The organism is Chlamydia avium 10DC88, assembly GCF_000583875.1.
Taxonomy (GTDB): domain Bacteria; phylum Chlamydiota; class Chlamydiia; order Chlamydiales; family Chlamydiaceae; genus Chlamydia; species Chlamydia avium.
In genome coordinates this window covers 677,810-696,943 of record NZ_CP006571.1, presented here as the reverse complement: position 1 = coordinate 696,943, position 19,134 = coordinate 677,810, and the positions used below count along the sequence as shown (strand labels likewise).

The window sequence follows — 19,134 nt, the reverse complement described above, 5'->3', positions numbered from 1 at the left end:
AGTATTAAATAATTAAAAATAAACTTTTGTAGACATAATTGTAATACTTATTGACTTCAGATTGTAGTCACTAACTACAATGGCGCATGAATGACTCCCTTGGTTGATAGTATAGTTATTGCTGTTTCTAATGCAAATGAGAAGATGTCCTCTGTTTTCCCTAGAGGATCCAAAACCCCAGAAGCAATGAGATCTTCTATCTGTTTTGATAGAACATTAATCCCTAAACTAGGTGTTGCTAAAGTAATAAGTTTATCTATGATTGCTGCACCATCCAATTGAGCTGTATTTGCTAATTGTTCTATAAGTATGAGTGCACTCGTTTGTAAAATAGTTTTCGCCGCTTTTTCTTCCTCAGAAAGTTCTTTTTCATTGTTCAATTGTAAAGCTGCGTAGAATATTCCTGCTCCTCCACCAGGAATATATCCTGATTCTATAGCAGAAGTTAATGTAGACAGTGCTATGGAGTAAGAAAAAGAGAGTGTTTCTTTAATAGGAAGAATAGCAACGGAACTTTGGAGTCGGCGCTTTCTTTGTATAAGTTTAACCTTTTTATTCTGACAGCTATTCGTGCGAATTTCCTCGTCTAATTGATGAATTTTAAGCTTTAAGCATTCTGATACACCATTATCATGCATAAACATAGTGTGTTTCTCAGAAATCTCTACAAAATCACACGAACCTAGAGATGAACGTTCCGGTATCGGACCCATGGGAGAAGTTGAATGAGAAAATACATTCGTCCCTGTAAATAAACTAATATCTTCAAAGAAAGAATTTTCTTCCGAAGAAGTTGAGGGGATACATACAACTACGATATGTAGGAGTTTTTCTAATTTATTTAGAGTAAGAGTCGAAAGAACATCCGGATCTATATCTTTGCATACAAGAAGTAAGTGTTCCTGATGTTCTTGTAGTTCTTGAAACAAAGGAAGAAAATGCAAAATAGTAGAGATATCTTTATCAGTAACAAAAACTCGAGGTTGTGAAAGCGTAAAAGAACATGGTAAAGATTGTACAAGAAAATGAGGGGAGACGTAGCCATAAGGAACGTAGAGTCCTTGTGTAATATACATAGATGTAGATTCTCTATGAGATACGGAGATAAATCCTTCAGATCCCACTTGTGAAAATGCCTCTGATATCTCTGTAGCAATCTCTAGGTCAGGGAGAGCAGAAAAAACAATGTTTTTGGCCTTTGTCTTATCTTTTAAAGGCAAAGACTGGTTTCTTAGAGCAGATAATAGAATATCCCCCATTTTCTTTAAGGCAATACTAAGCCGATAAGGAGATATTTCCTGATCACACAAGCAATAGCTGTTTTTCAAGAAAGAGTGAAGTAAAAGAACAGCAGTAGTAATGCCGTCGTTGTATTTTTTATAGATTTTGTTCGATAAGCTTTTTACAAAATCTACACCAATGTTTTCATAAGGATCTGATAATACAGTTTTACTTAGAAGAGAGTAACTTGAATTTTCTAGGGAGTGACTTGAATTTGGACCATAATGATCTTTAAGTAAGTGAAAGACTTTATCCACCCCAAGGAAAAGTTTTTTATCTGAATTATACAGGAATTTTTCCTTGTCGAACATTGATAGCCTCCAGAAATTCTTGGGAAATTTCCACACTACCAAGTCATTTTTTAGTGTACAATATCTTAAGATAAAAAGGTGGCACCCGGAATCGAACCGGGGATAGAGGCTTTGCAGGCCTCGGCCTTACCGCTTGGCTATGCCACCAAGAGTTACAAAACAGCTTTAGTTTAAGCGAAAGATGATTTTCTAGTCAGTAGTAAATCTCGGTATTCAGACGACCCCACTTGCATTGATGTGGGATATTTATTTATATTTGTGAATAGAATATTTGAAGAGTTCTTCAGGTTTGTTTGGGGAAATGCATTACACCCACGTGTCTACTGGCATATTGTTAAGCAAATAATTAAGGCAATGCTATGCGATCTATTTTACTAGAAGATTGGGTGTCGTCAATGTTATCCGATGCTAAATTTCCTAGATCAGGGAAAAAAATCTCCGGAGTGGCTATTGATAGTCGTCAAGTTCGCCCAGGGGATGTATTTTTTGCACTAAATGGAAATTGTACGGATGGTCATCGATTCCTACGTGATGCTGCAGACGCAGGCGCTGTAGCTGCTGTAGTTTCTAGAGATTATCAAGGCGATGCTTTTGGTTTGGACTTGATTGTCGTTCAAGATACCACAATGGCTTTAAGAGAAGCTGGAGAAAATCAAGCTCATTTATTCCCCGGCACTATCATAGGGATCACAGGCTCCGTAGGGAAAACAACAACAAAAGCCTTTTCAAAAACATTTCTCTCTTCAACTTACAAAGTCTATGCTAGCCCTAAAAGTTATAATTCGCAGTTAACAGTACCTTTAAGTTTGCTTTTATCCGATGGTGATGAGGATTTTCTTATTTTAGAAATGGGTGTTTCTGAACCTAACAATATGCGTAATCTTCTTTCTGTTGTAGAACCTGAAATCGCAATTATCACTCATATAGCAGATCAACATACTATCAATTTTTCTGACAAAGGAATACAAGGTATTGTTGAAGAAAAAAGTCTCATATTACAAAAAAGTCGTATTCAGCTTTTCCCTAAGGATTCCCCGTGGTACCCCTATTTCGTCAAACAATCTTCTTTCTCAGAAAAATTCTCGTTTGCTTTTTATGATGAAACTGCAGATTTTTATTATAAGTTTCTTGGGCAAGATCATGTAGTCGTACATACTCCAGAAGAGGATATTGAATTTGCTATTTCTCTTCCCTACAAGCCTGCTTATAGTAATTTATTAATAGCTTTTTCTTTAGCGTGGCTGCTAGATATCCCTACCGATAAAATTATTTATTCTTGCTCTTCCTTGCAAATCCCACCCATGCGTTTTGAGCAAAGTATACGTAACGGGATACAAGTGATTAATGATGCTTATAATGCATGTCCCGAAGCTATGTTAGCTGCTTTAGATGCTATTCCTCATCCTCCAGAAGGGAAAAAAGTTGTTCTCATCCTTGGACATATGGCAGAATTGGGCAATTATTCCGAGGAGGGACATTTAATTGTAGCAGAGAAGGCTTTATCAAAAGCCAATATTATCTTCTTTATTGGGGAGAAATGGCTTCCTATACAATATCTTGTCAAAAATAGCCTTTGTGAAGTTTTTTTTTATCCATCAGCTCAAGACATTGAGCAGGCATTAAGAAATGTCGTTCAGCAAGGGGATATTGTCTTGTTGAAAGGATCTCGTTCTCTAGCTTTAGAATCTCTATTAAGCTGTTTTTAATTGTATTGTCAGAATGTTATGAATTTTATGTTTTCATGTTTTCATGATGCTCCGTATTTATTTTTAACCTTAGTTTTTTGTGTTGCTTTGGCTCAAGGATGGATTTTAGGACATCCCGTAATTCATTGGCTTAGACGTCAAAACCATTATAATCAATTACAAAAAGCCCACTGTGAGAAACTAGAAGCACTTCATTGTGATAAGGCTTCCACACCCACAGCAGGGGGGATACTTTTTATTATTGTTCTACTCACAGCAGTTATTTTATGGCTGCCTTTACGTAATCCGATTACATGGCTTTCCTTATTTCTGATTGTAAGTTGGGGAGGCTTAGGATGGTATGATGATATAGTGAAGAAAAGAAAGAAAAAAGGTCATGGAATCACAGTACAACAAAAATTCATAATACAATTTCTTATCGCTGCTGTTACTGTAGTCATAGTTTTGTATACTTATGATGAACCCAGTAAGTTCTACACATTAAATGTACCTTTTTATGGCACGGTATCTTTGGGCAGTTCTTTTTTAGAGAAATTTTTATGTTTCATCCTAGCTATTCTCGCTATCGTAGGAACAAGTAATGCCGTAAATCTCACGGATGGACTAGATGGCTTAGCTTCAGGCACTGTAAGCATGGCTGCATTAAGCTGCCTAGTTATTGCTATTCTTCATATCACGACACCTCTGGCTATCAACATTGCTGTGATCCTCACAGCTTTAATAGGAGTCTGTCTCGCCTTTTTAAAATATAACCTCCCTCCTGCAAAAGTTTTTATGGGAGATACAGGGTCTCTTTTAATCGGGGGAATATTAGGTAGTTGTGCTGTCATGTTGCGTGCAGAGCTTTTTTTGATTTTATGTGGGGGAGTCTTTGTTGCTGAAGCAGGGTCCGTGATTTTGCAGGTGATGAGTTGGCGTTTGAGAAAAAAACGTATTTTCTTTTGTTCTCCTTTGCATCATCATTATGAATATCAAGGAGTAGAAGAAAAAATAGTCGTAAGGAATTTTTGGATAGCTGGTTTTTTTGTATGATATTAGGGATAGCTGCCGCTATTTTAGGAAAATAATATGAATCATCGACGGGTAGTTATACTAGGCGCTGGTGTAACAGGGAAATCTGCTGCAGAGTTTCTCTACAATAGAGGTGACTATGTTCTGGGATTGGATAAAGATATCCATACTCTTGAAACATGCCCTTTTTTCCATGAATATTACCTCGATTATGTTGAGGAATTTCCAGAAAACGTAGACTTTTGTATACGTTCTCCAGGGATCAAGATCTCACATCCTTGGGTAATTGAAGCAAAACGTAGGAAAATCCCTATCCTTTCTGATGTTCAACTTGCTTTGCAAGATGAGAAATTCAACACCCACCCTTCTCTAGGGATTACAGGATCCAATGGGAAAACTACCACAGCTTTATTTCTCGTCCATTTATTCCATATTTTAGGTATTCCTGCTCATGCTATGGGGAACATTGGCATCCCAATACTTCAAGCTATGCATTATTCCGGTATACGTGTTGTAGAAATGAGTTCATTTCAATTGGTAGGGCAGGAAATTTTCATCCCTGTACTATCGGGAGGCGTTATTTTAAATATTTCTCCCAATCATCTAGATTATCATCAAACTATGCAGGAATATTATGAAGCAAAAGCTAATATTATTAAATGTTTGAAAAATCCTAAATCCTTGTGGTCAGGAGAAAACATCTCCATAGGGAAGTCTTATTTAGAATATGCAAAGGAAATCCAAGAAGTTATAGATAAAGAAAGTGCATTAAAACCAGTATACTTGCATGATAGACACAACTATTTTGCTGCTTATGTATTGGCTAATGAAATAGTGCATGTTGCTCCAGAAGCATTTCTGTACGCAATGCAGACTTTCGAAAAGCCTTCGCATAGAATAGAATATCTGGGAGAAAAAGGTGGTGTGCGTTATATCAATGATAGTAAAGCCACGACAATGAGCGCTGTGGAAAAAGCTCTTGCAGCTGTTAAAGAAAATATCATCATTATTTTAGGAGGAAGGAATAAAGGCAGTGATTTTACTTCTTTAATTCCTACTCTTACTCAAACAGCAAAACATATTGTAGCTATGGGAGAATGTCGAAAAGAAATAGCACAAGCTTTATCTAATAGTTTTCCTTTAACTCAAGCCCGAGATCTACAAGAAGCTGTAATTTTGGCTCAGAAAGTAGCACAACCTGGAGATACTATTTTATTATCTCCAGGTTGTACAAGTTTTGATCAATTTCAAAGCTTTGAAGAGAGAGGAGACTTCTTCAAGCAATTAGTTGGTGATGTGGAGGCATTAAGGATATGAATCGTAGAGATACAATTATAGTTGCAACGTTAGTTAATGTTGTATTAGTTGTTGTTCTCTTTGCTACTGCAAAGCAGACAGATAAGAAGCATATGGACAGTGTGCTTCCTATGATGCCAGCTAAATTAGTCGAATCTGTACCCATCACAGTTTCAGAAAAAAAACAGGAAAAAATGGAGAAAAATGAAAGTCCTGTTGTTGTTGCCCCCAAAAAAATATCCAAAGAAGAATTAGCATCAAGTTTTGTTGAAGAAGAGCTTAAAGTAAAGAGCTCACCTCCTTCTCCTTCGAAACAAGCTCCTCAGCCAATTTCTGTAGAGACTACTACATCTACTGAACCTAAGCCTCAGTCCGATAAAGAAGCCTATACAACAGTCATCGTCAAGAAAGGGGATTTTCTGGAGCGTATTGCTAGAGCAAATCACACTACAGTGAGTGCCCTGATGCAATTAAACGATTTATCTTCAACACAATTAAAAATAGGTCAGGTAATCAAAGTCCCTGTATCAGATAAACAGGACGATACTAAGAAGGCTAAAATAGCTTCTGCAGATGATTATTATACTGTTCAGGAAGGAGATAGTCCTTGGACAATAGCTTTACGCAATGGAATCCGTTTAGAAGATTTGTTAAAGATGAATGACCTTGATGAACAAAAAGCACGCCGTTTACGTCCAGGAGATCAGTTGCGTATAAAATAATGAAACGGTCTAAGCCCTTATGAAGTGGTTTATTATTTCATGTTTATTAGGGATTTTTTTCTTAGGGCTAATTATGGTATTCGATACCTCTTCTGCAGAGGTGCTGGATCGTTCCTTGTCCTGTAGTACGCATAAAGCATTGATTCGTCAAATTATTTATCTTATTCTAGGGTTGTGCCTCTCAATTGTTGTGTATACAACAGGATGGAAAGATTTTCTTAAAATTAGCCCCTCTCTTCTACTAGGTGCCGGATGTATTCTAATCATGGTGTTAATCCCAGGTATCGGTGTATGTAGAAATGGTGCACGACGTTGGCTAGGAATCGGCCAGTTAACGTTGCAACCTTCAGAATTTGTAAAGTATCTTGTTCCTTGTGTAGCTATCGAATATCTTGTTTTTCGCCCTCAATATCGGAAAAATTTTTTACTCTTTTTAAAGCTAACATCCGCATTATTCTTACCTATCTTGCTTATCGCCATAGAACCTGATAATGGTTCTGCTGCTGTGATTGCATTTTCCTTGATTCCTGTATTTATCATGACTTCTGTGAATTTGCGCTACTGGTTGTTCCCCCTAACATGCATCCTTATTTTAGGGGGAGCTTTTGCATATCGTATGCCCTATGTACGCCATCGATTAAATGTTTATCTCCACCCAGAATTAGATATTAAAGGTCGAGGACATCAGCCATATCAGGCAAAAATTGCAGCAGGATCTGGAAGATTACTCGGAAAAGGACCCGGAGCAAGCTTACAAAAACTCACATATCTTCCAGAAGCGCAAAATGATTACATCGCAGCCATTTATGCTGAAGAGTTTGGCTTTGTTGGTATGTTGTTGTTAATCCTTTTGTATATGTGTTTTGTCTATAGTGGTTATGTTATTGCCATGAAATCGCCTTCTTTAGAAGGTGCTTCATTGGCAATAGCAATTACAGTAATCATTGGTATGCAAGCTTTTATGAATTTGGGAGTGGTATCAGGATTATTACCTAGTAAAGGAGTCAACCTTCCCTTTTTTAGTCAGGGAGGATCTTCTCTGATTGCAAACATGTGCGGTGTTACCTTGCTATTAAGAGTAGGTGATGAAGGAAATTAATAAAGTAATTCTAGCAGCAGGGGGATCGGGGGGACACATTGTCCCTGCTCTTGCAACGAGAGAAGTATTTTGTGCACATGGTGCAGATGTTTTATTATTAGGTAAGGGATTACAAAACCATCCTAGCCTTTGTGGATACAGTATATGTTATAAAGAAATCCCCTCAGGATTACCCTCACTCAGACAACCCCTAAGTTCCTTAAAAAATATATATTCTCTATACAGAGGATATAGTAAAGCAACAAAGGAATTGAAAGATTTCTCTCCAGATCTTGTTATAGGGTTTGGAAGTTATCATTCTCTCCCCATATTGCTTGCAGCATTAAGGAACAAAATCCCTATATTTCTACATGAGCAAAATCTTTCCCCTGGCAGGGTAAATCGGTTATTCTCTCACTTTGCTAAAGGAGTCGGGGTCGCATTTTCTCCAGTGATCACACAGTTTCCTTGTCCTGCTCAAGAAGTTACTTTGCCTAAGCGCCCTATTTCTCCTGTTAATCCTATAGTTGACCATTCTGTGTATTCTCCAATAATTTGTGTTGTAGGGGGATCCCAGGGAGCAAGAAGACTGAATCTTCAAGTCCCCGGTGCTTTAGTGGCTGTTGCCAGAGACTATCCAAATATGTATGTTCATCATCTTGCTGGATTTCGAGGAGATATTATTTCTATACAACAAGTCTATCGTCGAGGAGGCATAGCCTTTTGTGTAAAACCTTTTGAAGATAATATGCTCGACATTTTGCTTTCGGCGGATCTTGTCATTAGCCGCGCAGGAGCAACAATTTTAGATGAAATTTTTTGGGCAAAAGTTCCAGCTATATTGATCCCTTATCCAGGGGCTTGTGGACATCAAGAAGTAAACGCAAAATTTTTTGTCTACCAAGTAGGTGGAGGATCCATGATTTTAGATAAACACTTGTCTCAGGAGGTTTTAGAACAACACATTTTTCTTGCTCTAGATTTTGAAATCATGAAGAATAGGCAAAAGGCTCTTCAACAATACTATCAGAACAAGTCCTCGAAGTCTTTTTATCAATTTATCTGTGAATGCTTGTAAAGGTAAACTATGAGTAAAGTCCATTACCATTTCATTGGTATCGGTGGAATAGGAATGAGTGCATTGGCACATATTTTGTTAGATAGAGGACATAGTGTTTCTGGAAGTGATTTATCCAAGAATGAGATCATAGATTCTTTAAATGCTAAAGGGGCGTCATGTTTCCTAGGACACAGTAAGCACCATGTCCCAGAAAATGGTTATGTAATCTATAGTTCAGGAATCACAGAAGATAATGTAGAATATCAAGAGGCAAAGTTCCGAGGACTTCCTGTGCTCCACCGTTCTTTATTATTAGCACAATTAATGGAAAATTATACAAGTATTCTTGTTTCAGGGAGCCATGGGAAAACAACAGTATCCTCATTAATTACTGCAATTTTCCAAGAAGCAAATCAAGACCCTTCCTACGCTATTGGAGGGCTAAATACAGAATCATTGAATGGATATTCAGGCCGTACGAAATATTTCATAGCAGAGGCTGATGAAAGTGATGGGTCTTTACGAAATTATTCTCCCACAGCTGTTGTAATTACTAACATCGATAATGAGCATTTAAATAATTTCGAAAACGATAGAACTCAGTTAGTAAGTTCTCTAGAGGCATTCGCTAGAAAGGTACAAGATCCCCGCTATTGTTTTTACTGTGGTGATTGCTCAGAATTATATGAACGAAAAATCCAAGGAGTTTCCTATGGATTTTCTGATGAGTATGACCTCTATATTTCTTCCTATAGTCAGCAGGGATGGCGATCAACGTTCTCGATAAAATTTTTAGGTAAAGAATACCGAGATATAGATGTGCAGCTTGTAGGGAAGCACAACATAACCAACGCAGCAGTTGCTATGGGTGTAGCATTAACATTTGGTATAGATGAGGATAGTATACGTACTGGATTGAAGAATTTCTCAGGGATCCAAAGGCGTTTAGAGAGAAAAAATCTTTCAGAGAGATTCCTATTTCTTGAAGACTATGCTCACCACCCTCGGGAAGTCTCTTGTACATTGCAAGGAGTTCGTGATGCTGTAGGATTGCGACGTATTATTGCTTTATTTCAACCTCACAGATTTTCACGATTTCATGCTTGTTTGGACGATTTTTATGTTGCGTTTCGAGATGTTGATGAAGTGATACTTACCGATGTATATAGCGCTGGGGAAACACCTATAACATTACCAGATTTGAAAGAGATAGCCACTACACTTTCTAAATTATCCTTTGTACGGTGTCAGTATATTCCTTATGATCACATTACTAGTTATTTGAAGCAGAACATTCGTGTTCATGATGTCTGTGTATCATTAGGAGCAGGAAATATTTGTGCCGTAGGCAATGCTTTAAGAAATTTCGAACCCAAGAAGCTTTCTATAGGCATTATATGCGGAGGAAAATCTTGCGAGCGTGATATTTCTTTACTATCTGCTAAGAATGCCGCTTCTTATTTTTCTCCTGAGTATTATGATGTGAATTATTTCGTCATTAATCGCAAGGGACTATGGAAAAAAGTGCCTCATCTTGACAATGAAATACATGATGGGGAAGATGAGTTCTTCCCTATTCTATCTGCGGAGATTGCTAATTCTCTTGACGATATGGATTGTCTTTTCCCTATTTTACACGGCCCTTTTGGAGAGGATGGAACTCTCCAAGGATTTTTAGACATGATCGGGAAACCTTATGGAGGACCTTCTCTACTCAGTGCATCCATAGGCATGGATAAAATTATTACGAAACTTCTTGCAGCTTCGGTAGGCGTCCCTGTAGTTCCTTATCAAGCATTAACCCTGAGAGCTTGGAAAAGATCTCCCGAATTATGTCTGCGAAATATTTTAATAGCTTTCTCTTTCCCCATGTTTGTAAAAACAGCCCATTTAGGATCAAGTATAGGAATTTTTGAAGTCCACAATGAACAAGAATTACAAGAGAAAATTTCTGAAGCTTTTTTATATGATACAGATGTGTTCATCGAAGAGAGTCGTTTGGGATCTAGAGAAATTGAGGTGTCTTGTATAGGCAATGCAGACAGTTGTTATTATATGGCAGATCCCCATGAACGTGGATCACAACAATTCATTGATTATGAGACCAAATATGGTTTAAATGACAAAGTCGATGTAAAAATAAACTATAATCCTGATCTTTCTTCAAAAGAAAAGAGCACGGTTAAAGAATTTGCTGAACGAGTATACCGTGTGCTGCGAGGCCAAGGTTCTTGTAGGATAGATTTCTTTTTAGATAATGAAGGGAACTTTTGGCTTTCTGAAGTTAATCCTATCCCAGGAATGACTAAAGCAAGTCCTTTTTTACATAATTTTCTACATTTGGGATGGAGTGCTGAACAAATAATTCATGAAATAATTATTTCGGGATTACATCATTTTGAACGTAAACACTCAATCTCAATAAATAATATAGAACTAATCAAAACAGTATCACAAAAAAGCTAAAACCTCCTCCTCGAAGGAAGTTTTAGCTATACTCATAGGAATTTTGATATTAAAGCCTACTCACCCATGGCCATGATACGAACACTCATGGTGAACAGAAGACATGTCTTGAGGTTCCTCTTCTTGATGAGATGAGCAGCAGCTGCCGCTTTCATGACAACATTGACTCTCCATATCTAAATCGTTAAAATCACAGCAATCTTCTTCAGTTTCGTCAGAAGGTAGTTTAGTCCCCTCGGGCTGAACTAAGTCAATTTGTACTTTCTTTTTTAATCTAGAGCATACACGTCTAAGAATTGTCCTTAAAGCATGTATGGTGCTTCCTCTTCTACCTATGATTTTCCCAATATCATCAGGAGAAACACGGACTTCTAATTTAATGGACTCGCCAGTTTCATCCTGTATAGAGCGAATTTCTACAGCTTCAGGATTAGCAACTAAATTTTTCACGATATATGCTACAAATTCTTCCATAAGATCCAAACTAATAAGATAAGAAATAATGTTGATTCGTCTTTAAAATTCTAGAGAAATTGTACTAAATTAGAAAATAATAGCAAGACTAGTATGTAGTGCTAAGTCGTTTTAGGAGAGCTTGCTGAGGATAACCAGTGCAAGTATTCCTTATCACAAGAGGTAATTTCTATTAAAAGAATTTCAGGAACTTCATAAGAACATAATGAATGAATAACTTGCGACACTGGAATAAATTGTGAACACAATGTTTTGATTTGCAAATGATGTTCTAAAGAAGATTGCAGAACTCCATCCCACGTATAGATAGACTTCCCTTGAGGAAAAATATGTACACAAGCAGCAAGTTTTTGTGTAATTAAAGTAGTTGCTATATGTTCAGCTTCTTGTTCAGAAGGCACTTGGGTTAAAATAAGTACAGGAGTCATAACTTACTAAACAACACACAGTGAGGGAATCTCAAATCATAAATATAGCGAGATTTTTCTTCTATTCCCATACTAACTTGCATACGGTGATAATTTTCTAATCCTAATTGGAGAGCATGGTAGTGAAACCTAAGTAGGTGACCTGAACGTAAGGTTACTACTATTTCCATGGGGTAGATGTCTGTACAGGACATGTCAATGATCTCAGGAGGATCCAAATGAAGTTCTTTAATCAGGAGTTCTGCAATAGCAATCTTCCATGAAGGTAATGAAGGTTCTTCTATATCTTGTTGAGAAAAAAATATTTTAGGAAGATTTAAAGATTTAAAAAAAGGTTGTGATGGAAACCGATGCCCCGAGGAATTAATTAATGTGTTTGTTTTGTTCCCCAAGTAACCCAAGGGAGTGTGTAGATCATAGAAAATAAGAATTCCCTTATTATCAGGAACCTTTTGTACAGAAAGCGAAGTAAAGATACCAATATTATTTAAAGTAGTTTCCGCATGCTTAACAGAAAATTGATGTAAAAATGTCGGATGATCTGCCGATAACCCCAGGATTTCCGAGAAAAGAATCACAGGAAGTTTACAGGGAGAAGAAGAAACTAAAAAGATATTTTTAATAGGAAGGTTTTTTTTGAAAAGAATGTATAGGCTTCAGGAAATAAAAACCAATGGAGAGGAGGAATAAAAATGAGAATACTAAGAAATATACATAATACAGAGTAAGAAAAAGAATATTTCGGTCCTGGGGAAAATAAGATTTTTATATAACTCCTTGCCATGGGTGTACGTTGTCTTTTATTTTTATCGTAAATAATATCGCTAATATTTTCAGGTACTATTTGGAGATGTTTTTATGGATTGGTTAGTTAAACAGTATGGAGGTATTCTTGTTGTTACATTAAATGGGGATTTGGATGCTGTTTCTGTACCACATACAGAAGCATTTCTAGAAAGTAAACTTCAAGAAGGTAAGAATAAAATTGTATTAAACTTACAAAATGTCTTTTATATGAGCAGCGCAGGTATCCGTCTGATATTCTCCATAGCAAAATTGGCACAATCTTATCAGGGCCTTGTATGCTTATGCTGTGCTCAAGATAATGTTGCAGAAGTTCTTAAGATCGCAGGAGTCAATCAGGTATTGCCTGTATGTCATTCGGAACAAGAATGTTTCTCTAGATTTTAACGTGTAGTATATGCGTATTCCTGAATTTCAAGCAGACGATGTTGCCGTAGGATGTGATGTTTGTTTAGATCCTCAAAAGTCATTCATAAAGTTATTTAAACGGACAGTAATTTTACTTGCAGGGCCTACAGGATCAGGGAAAACCACAGTTTCTCTATGCCTAGCTCCCATGATTGATGGAGAAATTATATCTGTTGATTCCATGCAAGTGTATCGAGGAATGGACATTGGCACAGCAAAAGTATCTTTAAAAGATAGAGAGAGAATCCCTCATCATTTAATTGATATTTGTCATATCCAAGAACCATTTAATGTTGTTGATTTTTACTATCAAGCTATACACGCTTGCCAAAGCATCTTAGCAAGAAATAAAGTCCCTATTCTTGTAGGGGGATCAGGATTTTATTTTCATACGTTTCTCTCTGGAGTTCCTCAAGGTCCTCCTGCAGATAGGGTATTGAGAGAGCAATTATCTCAGTATGCCCAAGATCATGGTATAGAATGCTTATACGAAAGTCTTTGTAATAAAGATCCAAAATATGCATGCACAATTACGAAAAATGATAGGAATAAAGTTATTCGTGCATTGGAAATTATCCATCTTACAGGGAAAAAGGTATCAGATCATCATTGGAATTCTAAATTGCCAGAATCCAGAGAATATTATTTTCGTGGATGGTTTCTTTCCCCTCCCCAAGATATATTGCATGCCAATATCCATTATCGATGTCATAGAATGCTTGAAGAAGATTTACTTGGTGAAGTACAGCAATTATTACAACAGGGAATACGAGAAAATACTTCAGCATCTCGCGCTATAGGTTATAGAGAATGGATAGAGTTTTTCGATCGTGGATCTTTGCAAGAAAATTATGAGGTTACAAAACAAAAGTTTATAACGAATACTTGGCAATATACTAAAAAACAAAGAACGTGGTTTAAACGTTATCCTATATTTCGTGAACTTCCTACCCTAGGAATGTCTGCTGAAGAAATTGCTCAGAAAATTGCTGAAGATTACTTTTTACATGGATGAGAAAGAGTAGTATAAAATGTGTTTCTTTCCATGGGGATAAATCCTTCTGAAGTGATAAGCTCTCGTATCTCTTTTTCTGAGCTTTGAATTGTCCATCCTGTGCATTTGTGCACACTTTCATCAATAATCGTTCCACCAAAATCATCTGCCCCATAGTGTAGACCACGAACTCCATTTTCTTTGCCTTCACCAAACCAAGAGGCAGCTATATGATCAAAATTATCTAAGAAAATACGTGATAACGCAAGAATACGATAATACATTTCAGGTGGAGCAAAGTGCGAGATTTTACGCCCTAAAGCTGTATTCCCTGGCTTATAACTCCAGGGGATGAAGCTATAAAATCCTGGGTTCTCATCTTGAGCCTGTCTTAAAGTATCCAGATGTATTAAGATGTCTTCAGCAGTCTCTATATGACCGAACATCATTGTTGCTGTAGTGCGGAACCCTAAATGATGAGCTAACTTATGGAATTGTATCCATCCATTAGGTCCCATTTTTTTAGGAGATATAACTTTGCGGACTTTTTCAGAAAGAATCTCAGCACCACCCCCAGGAATTGTCCTTTGCCCCGCATCCCAAAGTCGAATTAAAGCCTCTTCGTCGCTAATTCCTGATACACGAGCAGCGTGAGAAATCTCTACAGCTGAGAAAAAATGAGGATGGATTTGAGGGAAATCCCGAACGGTAATTTTTACAAGTTCCTCAAGGTAATCAATACCAATCTTTGGATGAACTCCTCCTTGGAGGAGAACTGTTTTCACACCTAACCCTACATAGCGATGCAACAAAGAAGAAAATTCTTGAAAAGAAAGAAGATAGGCATCAGGGGAGTGAGGCTTACGATAGAAGGCACAAAATGAACAATCAATTTTACAAATATTTGTATAATTAGGATTGGCATCTAAAACATAAGTTACTCTATCATCAGGATAGCGTTGTTTGCGTATAGAGTTCGCGATCTCTTGGAGGTCTTTTAAGGGACTTTTTCTAAATAGCTCCAGTCCTTCATTAAAAGAGATTCTAGGGAAAGCACACATAAAAACGATTGACGATAATGTACCAGGAAAGCAAACTTTATTTTCTATTCATTTCTTTGTCAAGCCTTACACCCTAAGTTGTTATTATGGATATTTCAGACGGCAGCTTTCATTCCCCGGAAAAAGAACAAGGTTCTCTAGTAGTTTCTAATGAGAATCCCTCTGTAGAGAGTTCCTTTACTGCATTTACTCAAAATTTGTCTCAGATTTCATCGATAGAAGATCAGATAGCTTTTAGTTTGGAACAAATGGAGAAGGCTCTAGAGGAGCGTATGAATCTTAGGCTATTTTGGAGTATACGCAAACACTGTCTCCCCTTGTTTCAACAGGTCGAAAATGTGAGCAAGCGTGCAGATTTTTGGAATCGATACATTGATTTAACTAAAGAAGGTCGTCATGTTAAATCTTTGCAAGATGAAGAAGGATCTTTTGTTGTTGGACAGATTGAGTTGGCAATATCTTGCTTAGATCAGGATATTCTGAACTTTTTCAGCGGGAATTCTGCTTCTGCGCAACAAGAAGAGCTACCAGATTTTTTAGAGATACAGACTTTAGAAAAACAAAGAGAATTCTACAGAGAATCACATTTTGCACTTGTTTGGTTAAACAATTTTTCCACAAGGATCATTGATTTACGTAAAGAGTTGATGAACGTAGGCATGCGCATGCGCTTGAAGAGTAAGTTTTTTAAGCGCCTATCTTCTTTAGGTAATCAGGTATTCCCAAAGAGAAAAGAGCTTATTGAACAAGTGAGTGTAGCATTTGCTAAAGATGTTGAGTCTTTTATTGCTAAATATTTCTCAAATAATAATAGAAACCCACTGAAGCGTGTTGTTTTTTTTTAAGGAAGGAAATAAAAAACCTTCAACAAGCTGCTAAGTATTTAGCTATTTCTTCTGAGGTATTTTCCTCTACGCGTCTGCACTTAAGTAAGTGTTGGGATCAATTAAAAGGTTTAGAGAAAGAAATTCGTCAGGAGCAGAGCCGATTGAAGACTGCTTCTATAGAGAACTCTAAAGAAATACGTGAACAATTGTCGCAGTTAGTTCAATTTTTAGAGGAAGGTCGAGATTTATCTAAGTTGCGTAAGGAGTTGGATATGGTCTCTAAACGCATGCGATCTTTGGATTTAACTCATGAAGATGTCGTTGCTTTGAAAGCTGAGCTGCAGGATCTATTTGATAAGATAAAAGAAAAACAAGAAATAGAAGACAAGCGCTTACAAGAACAAGCTATTCGAAATAAACAGATCCAACAAGAGGCTATTAAAGAGTTAACAGAAAAAATTGAAGCATTTTCGAAGAAATGTTTTTCTGGAAATGTGACTAGCGAATCTCATTCAGAATGGAAAGAGCTCAAAAATATGTTGAATAAAGCAAATTTTTTAACTGCTTCAGAAAAATTTCCTTTGGAAAATCAGTTAAACATTGTTTTACAACATATCATCTCCTTTTTAGAAGAGCAGTTATTGTCAACTTCGGGCTCTGATGAAAAACTTGCTAATATGCGACAGATATTAGCTCAAAGGCAAGAACGTCGTAAGGAACTGAAATATAAATTAGAGCAAGATAAAAAATTGTTGGGATCCTCTGGGTTGGATTTTGATTGTGCTATGCAGTACAGTGAATTAGTTGAACAAGATAAACGTGCCTTAGAGGAGCTTGATGAAGCAATTTTGGAATTGAAGCAGAAAATTCAGCAACTATCCTCATGAGACAATCTTGTATATATGCTTTTGATTTAGATGGTACGTTGCTTAGAGGAACAAGCAGTATAGGGTTTTATAGATATGCACTACAGCGAGGTGTTTTTTCTTACAAAACGTTGCCTTCCTGTTGCCTGTACTTTTTTTGTTTTTCAACATTTTTAGATTTATCTGCCTTTTATTCGCGTATTGTTTCTTCATTGCTTTCTAAAGTTCCTTTCGCAGATCTTGTTTCTGTTGCTTGGGATTTTTCTAAAAAATTATGTCAAAAAGATTTTTACTCCCCAACAATGGAAAAATTTTATGAAGCTTTGGATGATCCTCTTGGAGAGGTAATGATTTTTTCCTCGTCTCCTGATTTTATTGTAGGACCCATAGCCCAAAAATTAGGGGCAAATATGTGGTATGCTTCTTATTTTCAAGGATTTTCTGAAAGGCAAATGGTTGAAAATCAATGCTTAACCGGAGATAATAAAGCACGGATTCTTAGTTACCTAAAGAAAATAGGCCGAGCAAGGAGCCATACATTTTCAGACAGCATTGTTGATCTTCCTTTTCTGCTTTTAGGAGAGGAAAAGACTGTAGTGCGTCCCAGAGGGAGACTGAGAAAGATGGCTAAAAAGTATTATTGGAATATCATTTAATAGAAGAAAAAAGCTCGACCTTATCCTAGATAATCGAGTATTCTCTTACCAGATCCTATGGAATTATTTTGCTTTAACTTATTAAAAGTAATTGCCAAGGCTATTGATAAAAAAAAGGGAAATAACCCTGTTGTTCTGGATGTTCGCGCCATTTCCCAGTTCACGGATTATTTTGTTTTTGCTGAAGGAAATGTTGGAATACATGTCAGGGCATTGGCAGATGCTATTGTACAGGAATTAAAAACACATAATGTCTCTCCTCTATGCATAGAGGGGTTACATCATGGTGACTGGGTAGTTATAGATTGTGGATATATCGTCATCCATCTTTTTGTCGCTTCGATTAGAGAACAGTATAGATTGGAAGAGCTCTGGAAAGACGGTTCTATCATTACATCGAAACTCCTAGCTTCTTGAGAGGTAGAGTACTTTATGAGTAAAAAACGTGTCGTAGTTACCGGTTTAGGTGTTGTTTCTTGTTTTGGGAACGAAGTAGACACTCTTTACGACAATTTATTAGCTGGGAAGAGTGGTGTACGTAATATTACATCCTTCCCGTGTGAAGATTATGCTACCCGTTTTGCAGCCTGGGTTCCAGAGTTTAATCCCGAGCCCTATCTAGATAAAAAGCAAGCACGTAGAGTCGATCCTTTTATTATTTATGCTGTAGTTGCAGCCAAAAAAGCTATCGCTATGTCCCGGTGGGATAAAGAGAATCTTCCAGCAGATCCTCTGCGTTGCGGTGTGATTATTGGTTCTGGCATGGGTGGATTACAGACTTTAGATGAAGGTATGGAACGCCTGATTCTTGCAAATAAAAAACTCTCTCCATTTTTCATTCCTTATATTATTACCAATATGGCACCCGCACTCATTGCGATGGATTTTGGTCTTATGGGACCAAATTATTCCATATCTACAGCATGTGCAACAGCGAATTATTGCATAGACGCTGCATATCATCATTTGGTCTCTGGACGTGCAGATATGATTGTTTGCGGTGGAACCGAGGCTGCTGTGAATCGTGTAGGTTTGGCAGGATTCATTGCGAATCGTGCACTTTCTGAAAGAAATGATGCTCCTCAAGAAGCATCTCGTCCTTGGGATAGAGATCGTGATGGATTTGTTATCGGAGAAGGTGCAGGAGTTTTAGTTTTAGAGACCTTAGAAAACGCTTTAAAACGAGATGCCCCTATATTTGCTGAAATTCTTGGCTCTTATACTACTTGCGATGCTTTTCATATCACAGCACCTAGAGATGATGGCGAAGGAATTACTTCATGTATTCTTGGAGCTTTACAACAGGCGGGGTTAGCTAAGGAACGAGTGAACTATATCAATGCTCATGGGACCTCAACGCCTCTAGGCGATATTTCTGAAGTATTAGCAGTGAAAAAATCTTTTGGAAGCCATATTAAGAATTTGCGTATGAATTCTACAAAATCTCTTATAGGCCATTGCTTGGGAGCAGCCGGAGGGGTTGAAGCTGTAGTCACAATTCAAGCGATCCAAACTGGGAAATTGCACCCCACAATTAATCTAGAGAATCCTATTGCAGAAATAGATGATTTTGATGTGGTTGCAAATAAAGCCCAGGATTGGGATATTGACGTTGCTATGTCAAATTCTTTTGGTTTTGGTGGACATAATTCAACGATATTATTCTCGAGGTACATACCCTGATT

Annotated in this window: 14 protein-coding genes, 1 tRNA gene and 4 pseudogenes; 13 read left to right on the top strand and 6 right to left on the bottom strand. The window is 37.2% G+C overall.

The genetic code is table 11. The features are described from left to right. Nucleotides 1–74: 74 nt before the first annotated feature. Entirely contained in the window at nucleotides 75–1,592 is a 1,518-nt protein-coding gene (gene groEL3, locus RT28_RS03090; protein ID WP_038500837.1) for a variant chaperonin GroEL3, read from the bottom strand. Nucleotides 1,593–1,668: 76 nt separating this feature from the next. Then, nucleotides 1,669–1,739 (bottom strand) — tRNA-Cys (locus RT28_RS03085). A gap of 212 nt (nucleotides 1,740–1,951) precedes the next feature. Between RT28_RS03085 and RT28_RS03080 the strand changes: the two genes are divergently transcribed. From RT28_RS03080 to RT28_RS03050, 7 genes and pseudogenes are all read left to right on the top strand, one after another. Then, complete coding sequence (locus RT28_RS03080; protein WP_038500834.1) at nucleotides 1,952–3,298, top strand: UDP-N-acetylmuramoyl-tripeptide--D-alanyl-D-alanine ligase; 1,347 nt, start codon at nucleotides 1,952–1,954, stop codon at nucleotides 3,296–3,298. 27 nt (nucleotides 3,299–3,325) lie between these two features. Continuing rightward, nucleotides 3,326–4,365: pseudogene (gene mraY / locus RT28_RS03075) on the top strand (phospho-N-acetylmuramoyl-pentapeptide-transferase). Between the two features lies 1 nt (nucleotide 4,366). After that, a complete protein-coding gene (gene murD, locus RT28_RS03070) occupies nucleotides 4,367–5,626 on the top strand; it encodes a UDP-N-acetylmuramoyl-L-alanine--D-glutamate ligase (protein ID WP_038500831.1) in 1,260 nt (419 codons plus the stop codon). Then, nucleotides 5,623–6,327, top strand: coding sequence for a lytic transglycosylase (locus tag RT28_RS03065; protein WP_020356551.1), 705 nt, complete (start codon nucleotides 5,623–5,625; stop codon nucleotides 6,325–6,327). Before murD ends, RT28_RS03065 begins: the two co-directional genes overlap by 4 nt. A gap of 19 nt (nucleotides 6,328–6,346) precedes the next feature. Next, nucleotides 6,347–7,423, top strand: a pseudogene (gene ftsW / locus RT28_RS03060) (putative lipid II flippase FtsW); the annotation flags it as partial. Then, entirely contained in the window at nucleotides 7,410–8,483 is a 1,074-nt protein-coding gene (gene murG, locus RT28_RS03055) for an undecaprenyldiphospho-muramoylpentapeptide beta-N-acetylglucosaminyltransferase (protein ID WP_240991503.1), read from the top strand. The pseudogene ftsW and the gene murG, both read left to right, overlap by 14 nt. Before the next feature lie 9 nt (nucleotides 8,484–8,492). After that, complete coding sequence (locus RT28_RS03050) at nucleotides 8,493–10,931, top strand: bifunctional UDP-N-acetylmuramate--L-alanine ligase/D-alanine--D-alanine ligase (protein WP_020356547.1); 2,439 nt, start codon at nucleotides 8,493–8,495, stop codon at nucleotides 10,929–10,931. Nucleotides 10,932–10,991: 60 nt separating this feature from the next. On the opposite strand, the gene RT28_RS03045 is transcribed toward RT28_RS03050, so the two are convergent. The 3 genes and pseudogenes from RT28_RS03045 to RT28_RS03035 all read right to left on the bottom strand — a co-directional run bounded on the left by RT28_RS03045 (nucleotide 10,992) and on the right by RT28_RS03035 (nucleotide 12,617). Further along, entirely contained in the window at nucleotides 10,992–11,405 is a 414-nt protein-coding gene (locus tag RT28_RS03045) for a KH domain-containing protein (RefSeq protein WP_038501309.1), read from the bottom strand. Between the two features lie 101 nt (nucleotides 11,406–11,506). After that, complete coding sequence (gene cutA / locus RT28_RS03040) at nucleotides 11,507–11,833, bottom strand: divalent-cation tolerance protein CutA (RefSeq protein ID WP_020359132.1); 327 nt, start codon at nucleotides 11,831–11,833, stop codon at nucleotides 11,507–11,509. Further along, nucleotides 11,830–12,617: pseudogene (locus RT28_RS03035) on the bottom strand (cell division protein FtsQ/DivIB). The gene cutA and the pseudogene RT28_RS03035 overlap by 4 nt, the downstream one beginning before the upstream one ends. 74 nt (nucleotides 12,618–12,691) lie before the next feature. Here RT28_RS03035 and RT28_RS03030 point away from each other — a divergent pair. Both RT28_RS03030 and miaA read left to right on the top strand, forming a co-directional pair. After that, the gene (locus RT28_RS03030; protein ID WP_020356543.1) at nucleotides 12,692–13,024 is read left to right on the top strand and encodes an STAS domain-containing protein; all 333 of its coding nucleotides are present in this window, start codon (nucleotides 12,692–12,694) and stop codon (nucleotides 13,022–13,024) included. A 10-nt stretch (nucleotides 13,025–13,034) separates the two neighbouring features. Beyond that, on the top strand, nucleotides 13,035–14,060 hold the full coding sequence (gene miaA, locus RT28_RS03025; RefSeq protein WP_020356542.1) for a tRNA (adenosine(37)-N6)-dimethylallyltransferase MiaA: 1,026 nt from the start codon (nucleotides 13,035–13,037) through the stop codon (nucleotides 14,058–14,060). Here the strand turns inward: miaA and mqnC are convergent. After that, entirely contained in the window at nucleotides 14,042–15,100 is a 1,059-nt protein-coding gene (mqnC, locus tag RT28_RS03020; RefSeq protein ID WP_038500823.1) for a cyclic dehypoxanthinyl futalosine synthase, read from the bottom strand. The two genes, miaA and mqnC, sit on opposite strands and share 19 nt — an antisense overlap. Before the next feature lie 86 nt (nucleotides 15,101–15,186). Here mqnC and RT28_RS05000 point away from each other — a divergent pair. From RT28_RS05000 to fabF, 4 genes and pseudogenes are all read left to right on the top strand, one after another. Further along, nucleotides 15,187–16,814: pseudogene (locus tag RT28_RS05000) on the top strand (hypothetical protein). Continuing rightward, nucleotides 16,811–17,449 (top strand): haloacid dehalogenase-like hydrolase, encoded by a 639-nt coding sequence (locus RT28_RS03005; RefSeq protein ID WP_020356538.1) that lies wholly within the window; start codon nucleotides 16,811–16,813, stop codon nucleotides 17,447–17,449. The pseudogene RT28_RS05000 and the gene RT28_RS03005 overlap by 4 nt, the downstream one beginning before the upstream one ends. A gap of 57 nt (nucleotides 17,450–17,506) precedes the next feature. After that, nucleotides 17,507–17,866 (top strand): ribosome silencing factor, encoded by a 360-nt coding sequence (gene rsfS / locus RT28_RS03000; RefSeq protein WP_020356537.1) that lies wholly within the window; start codon nucleotides 17,507–17,509, stop codon nucleotides 17,864–17,866. A gap of 15 nt (nucleotides 17,867–17,881) precedes the next feature. Further along, entirely contained in the window at nucleotides 17,882–19,132 is a 1,251-nt protein-coding gene (gene fabF / locus RT28_RS02995; protein ID WP_020356536.1) for a beta-ketoacyl-ACP synthase II, read from the top strand. Nucleotides 19,133–19,134: the final 2 nt, after the last annotated feature.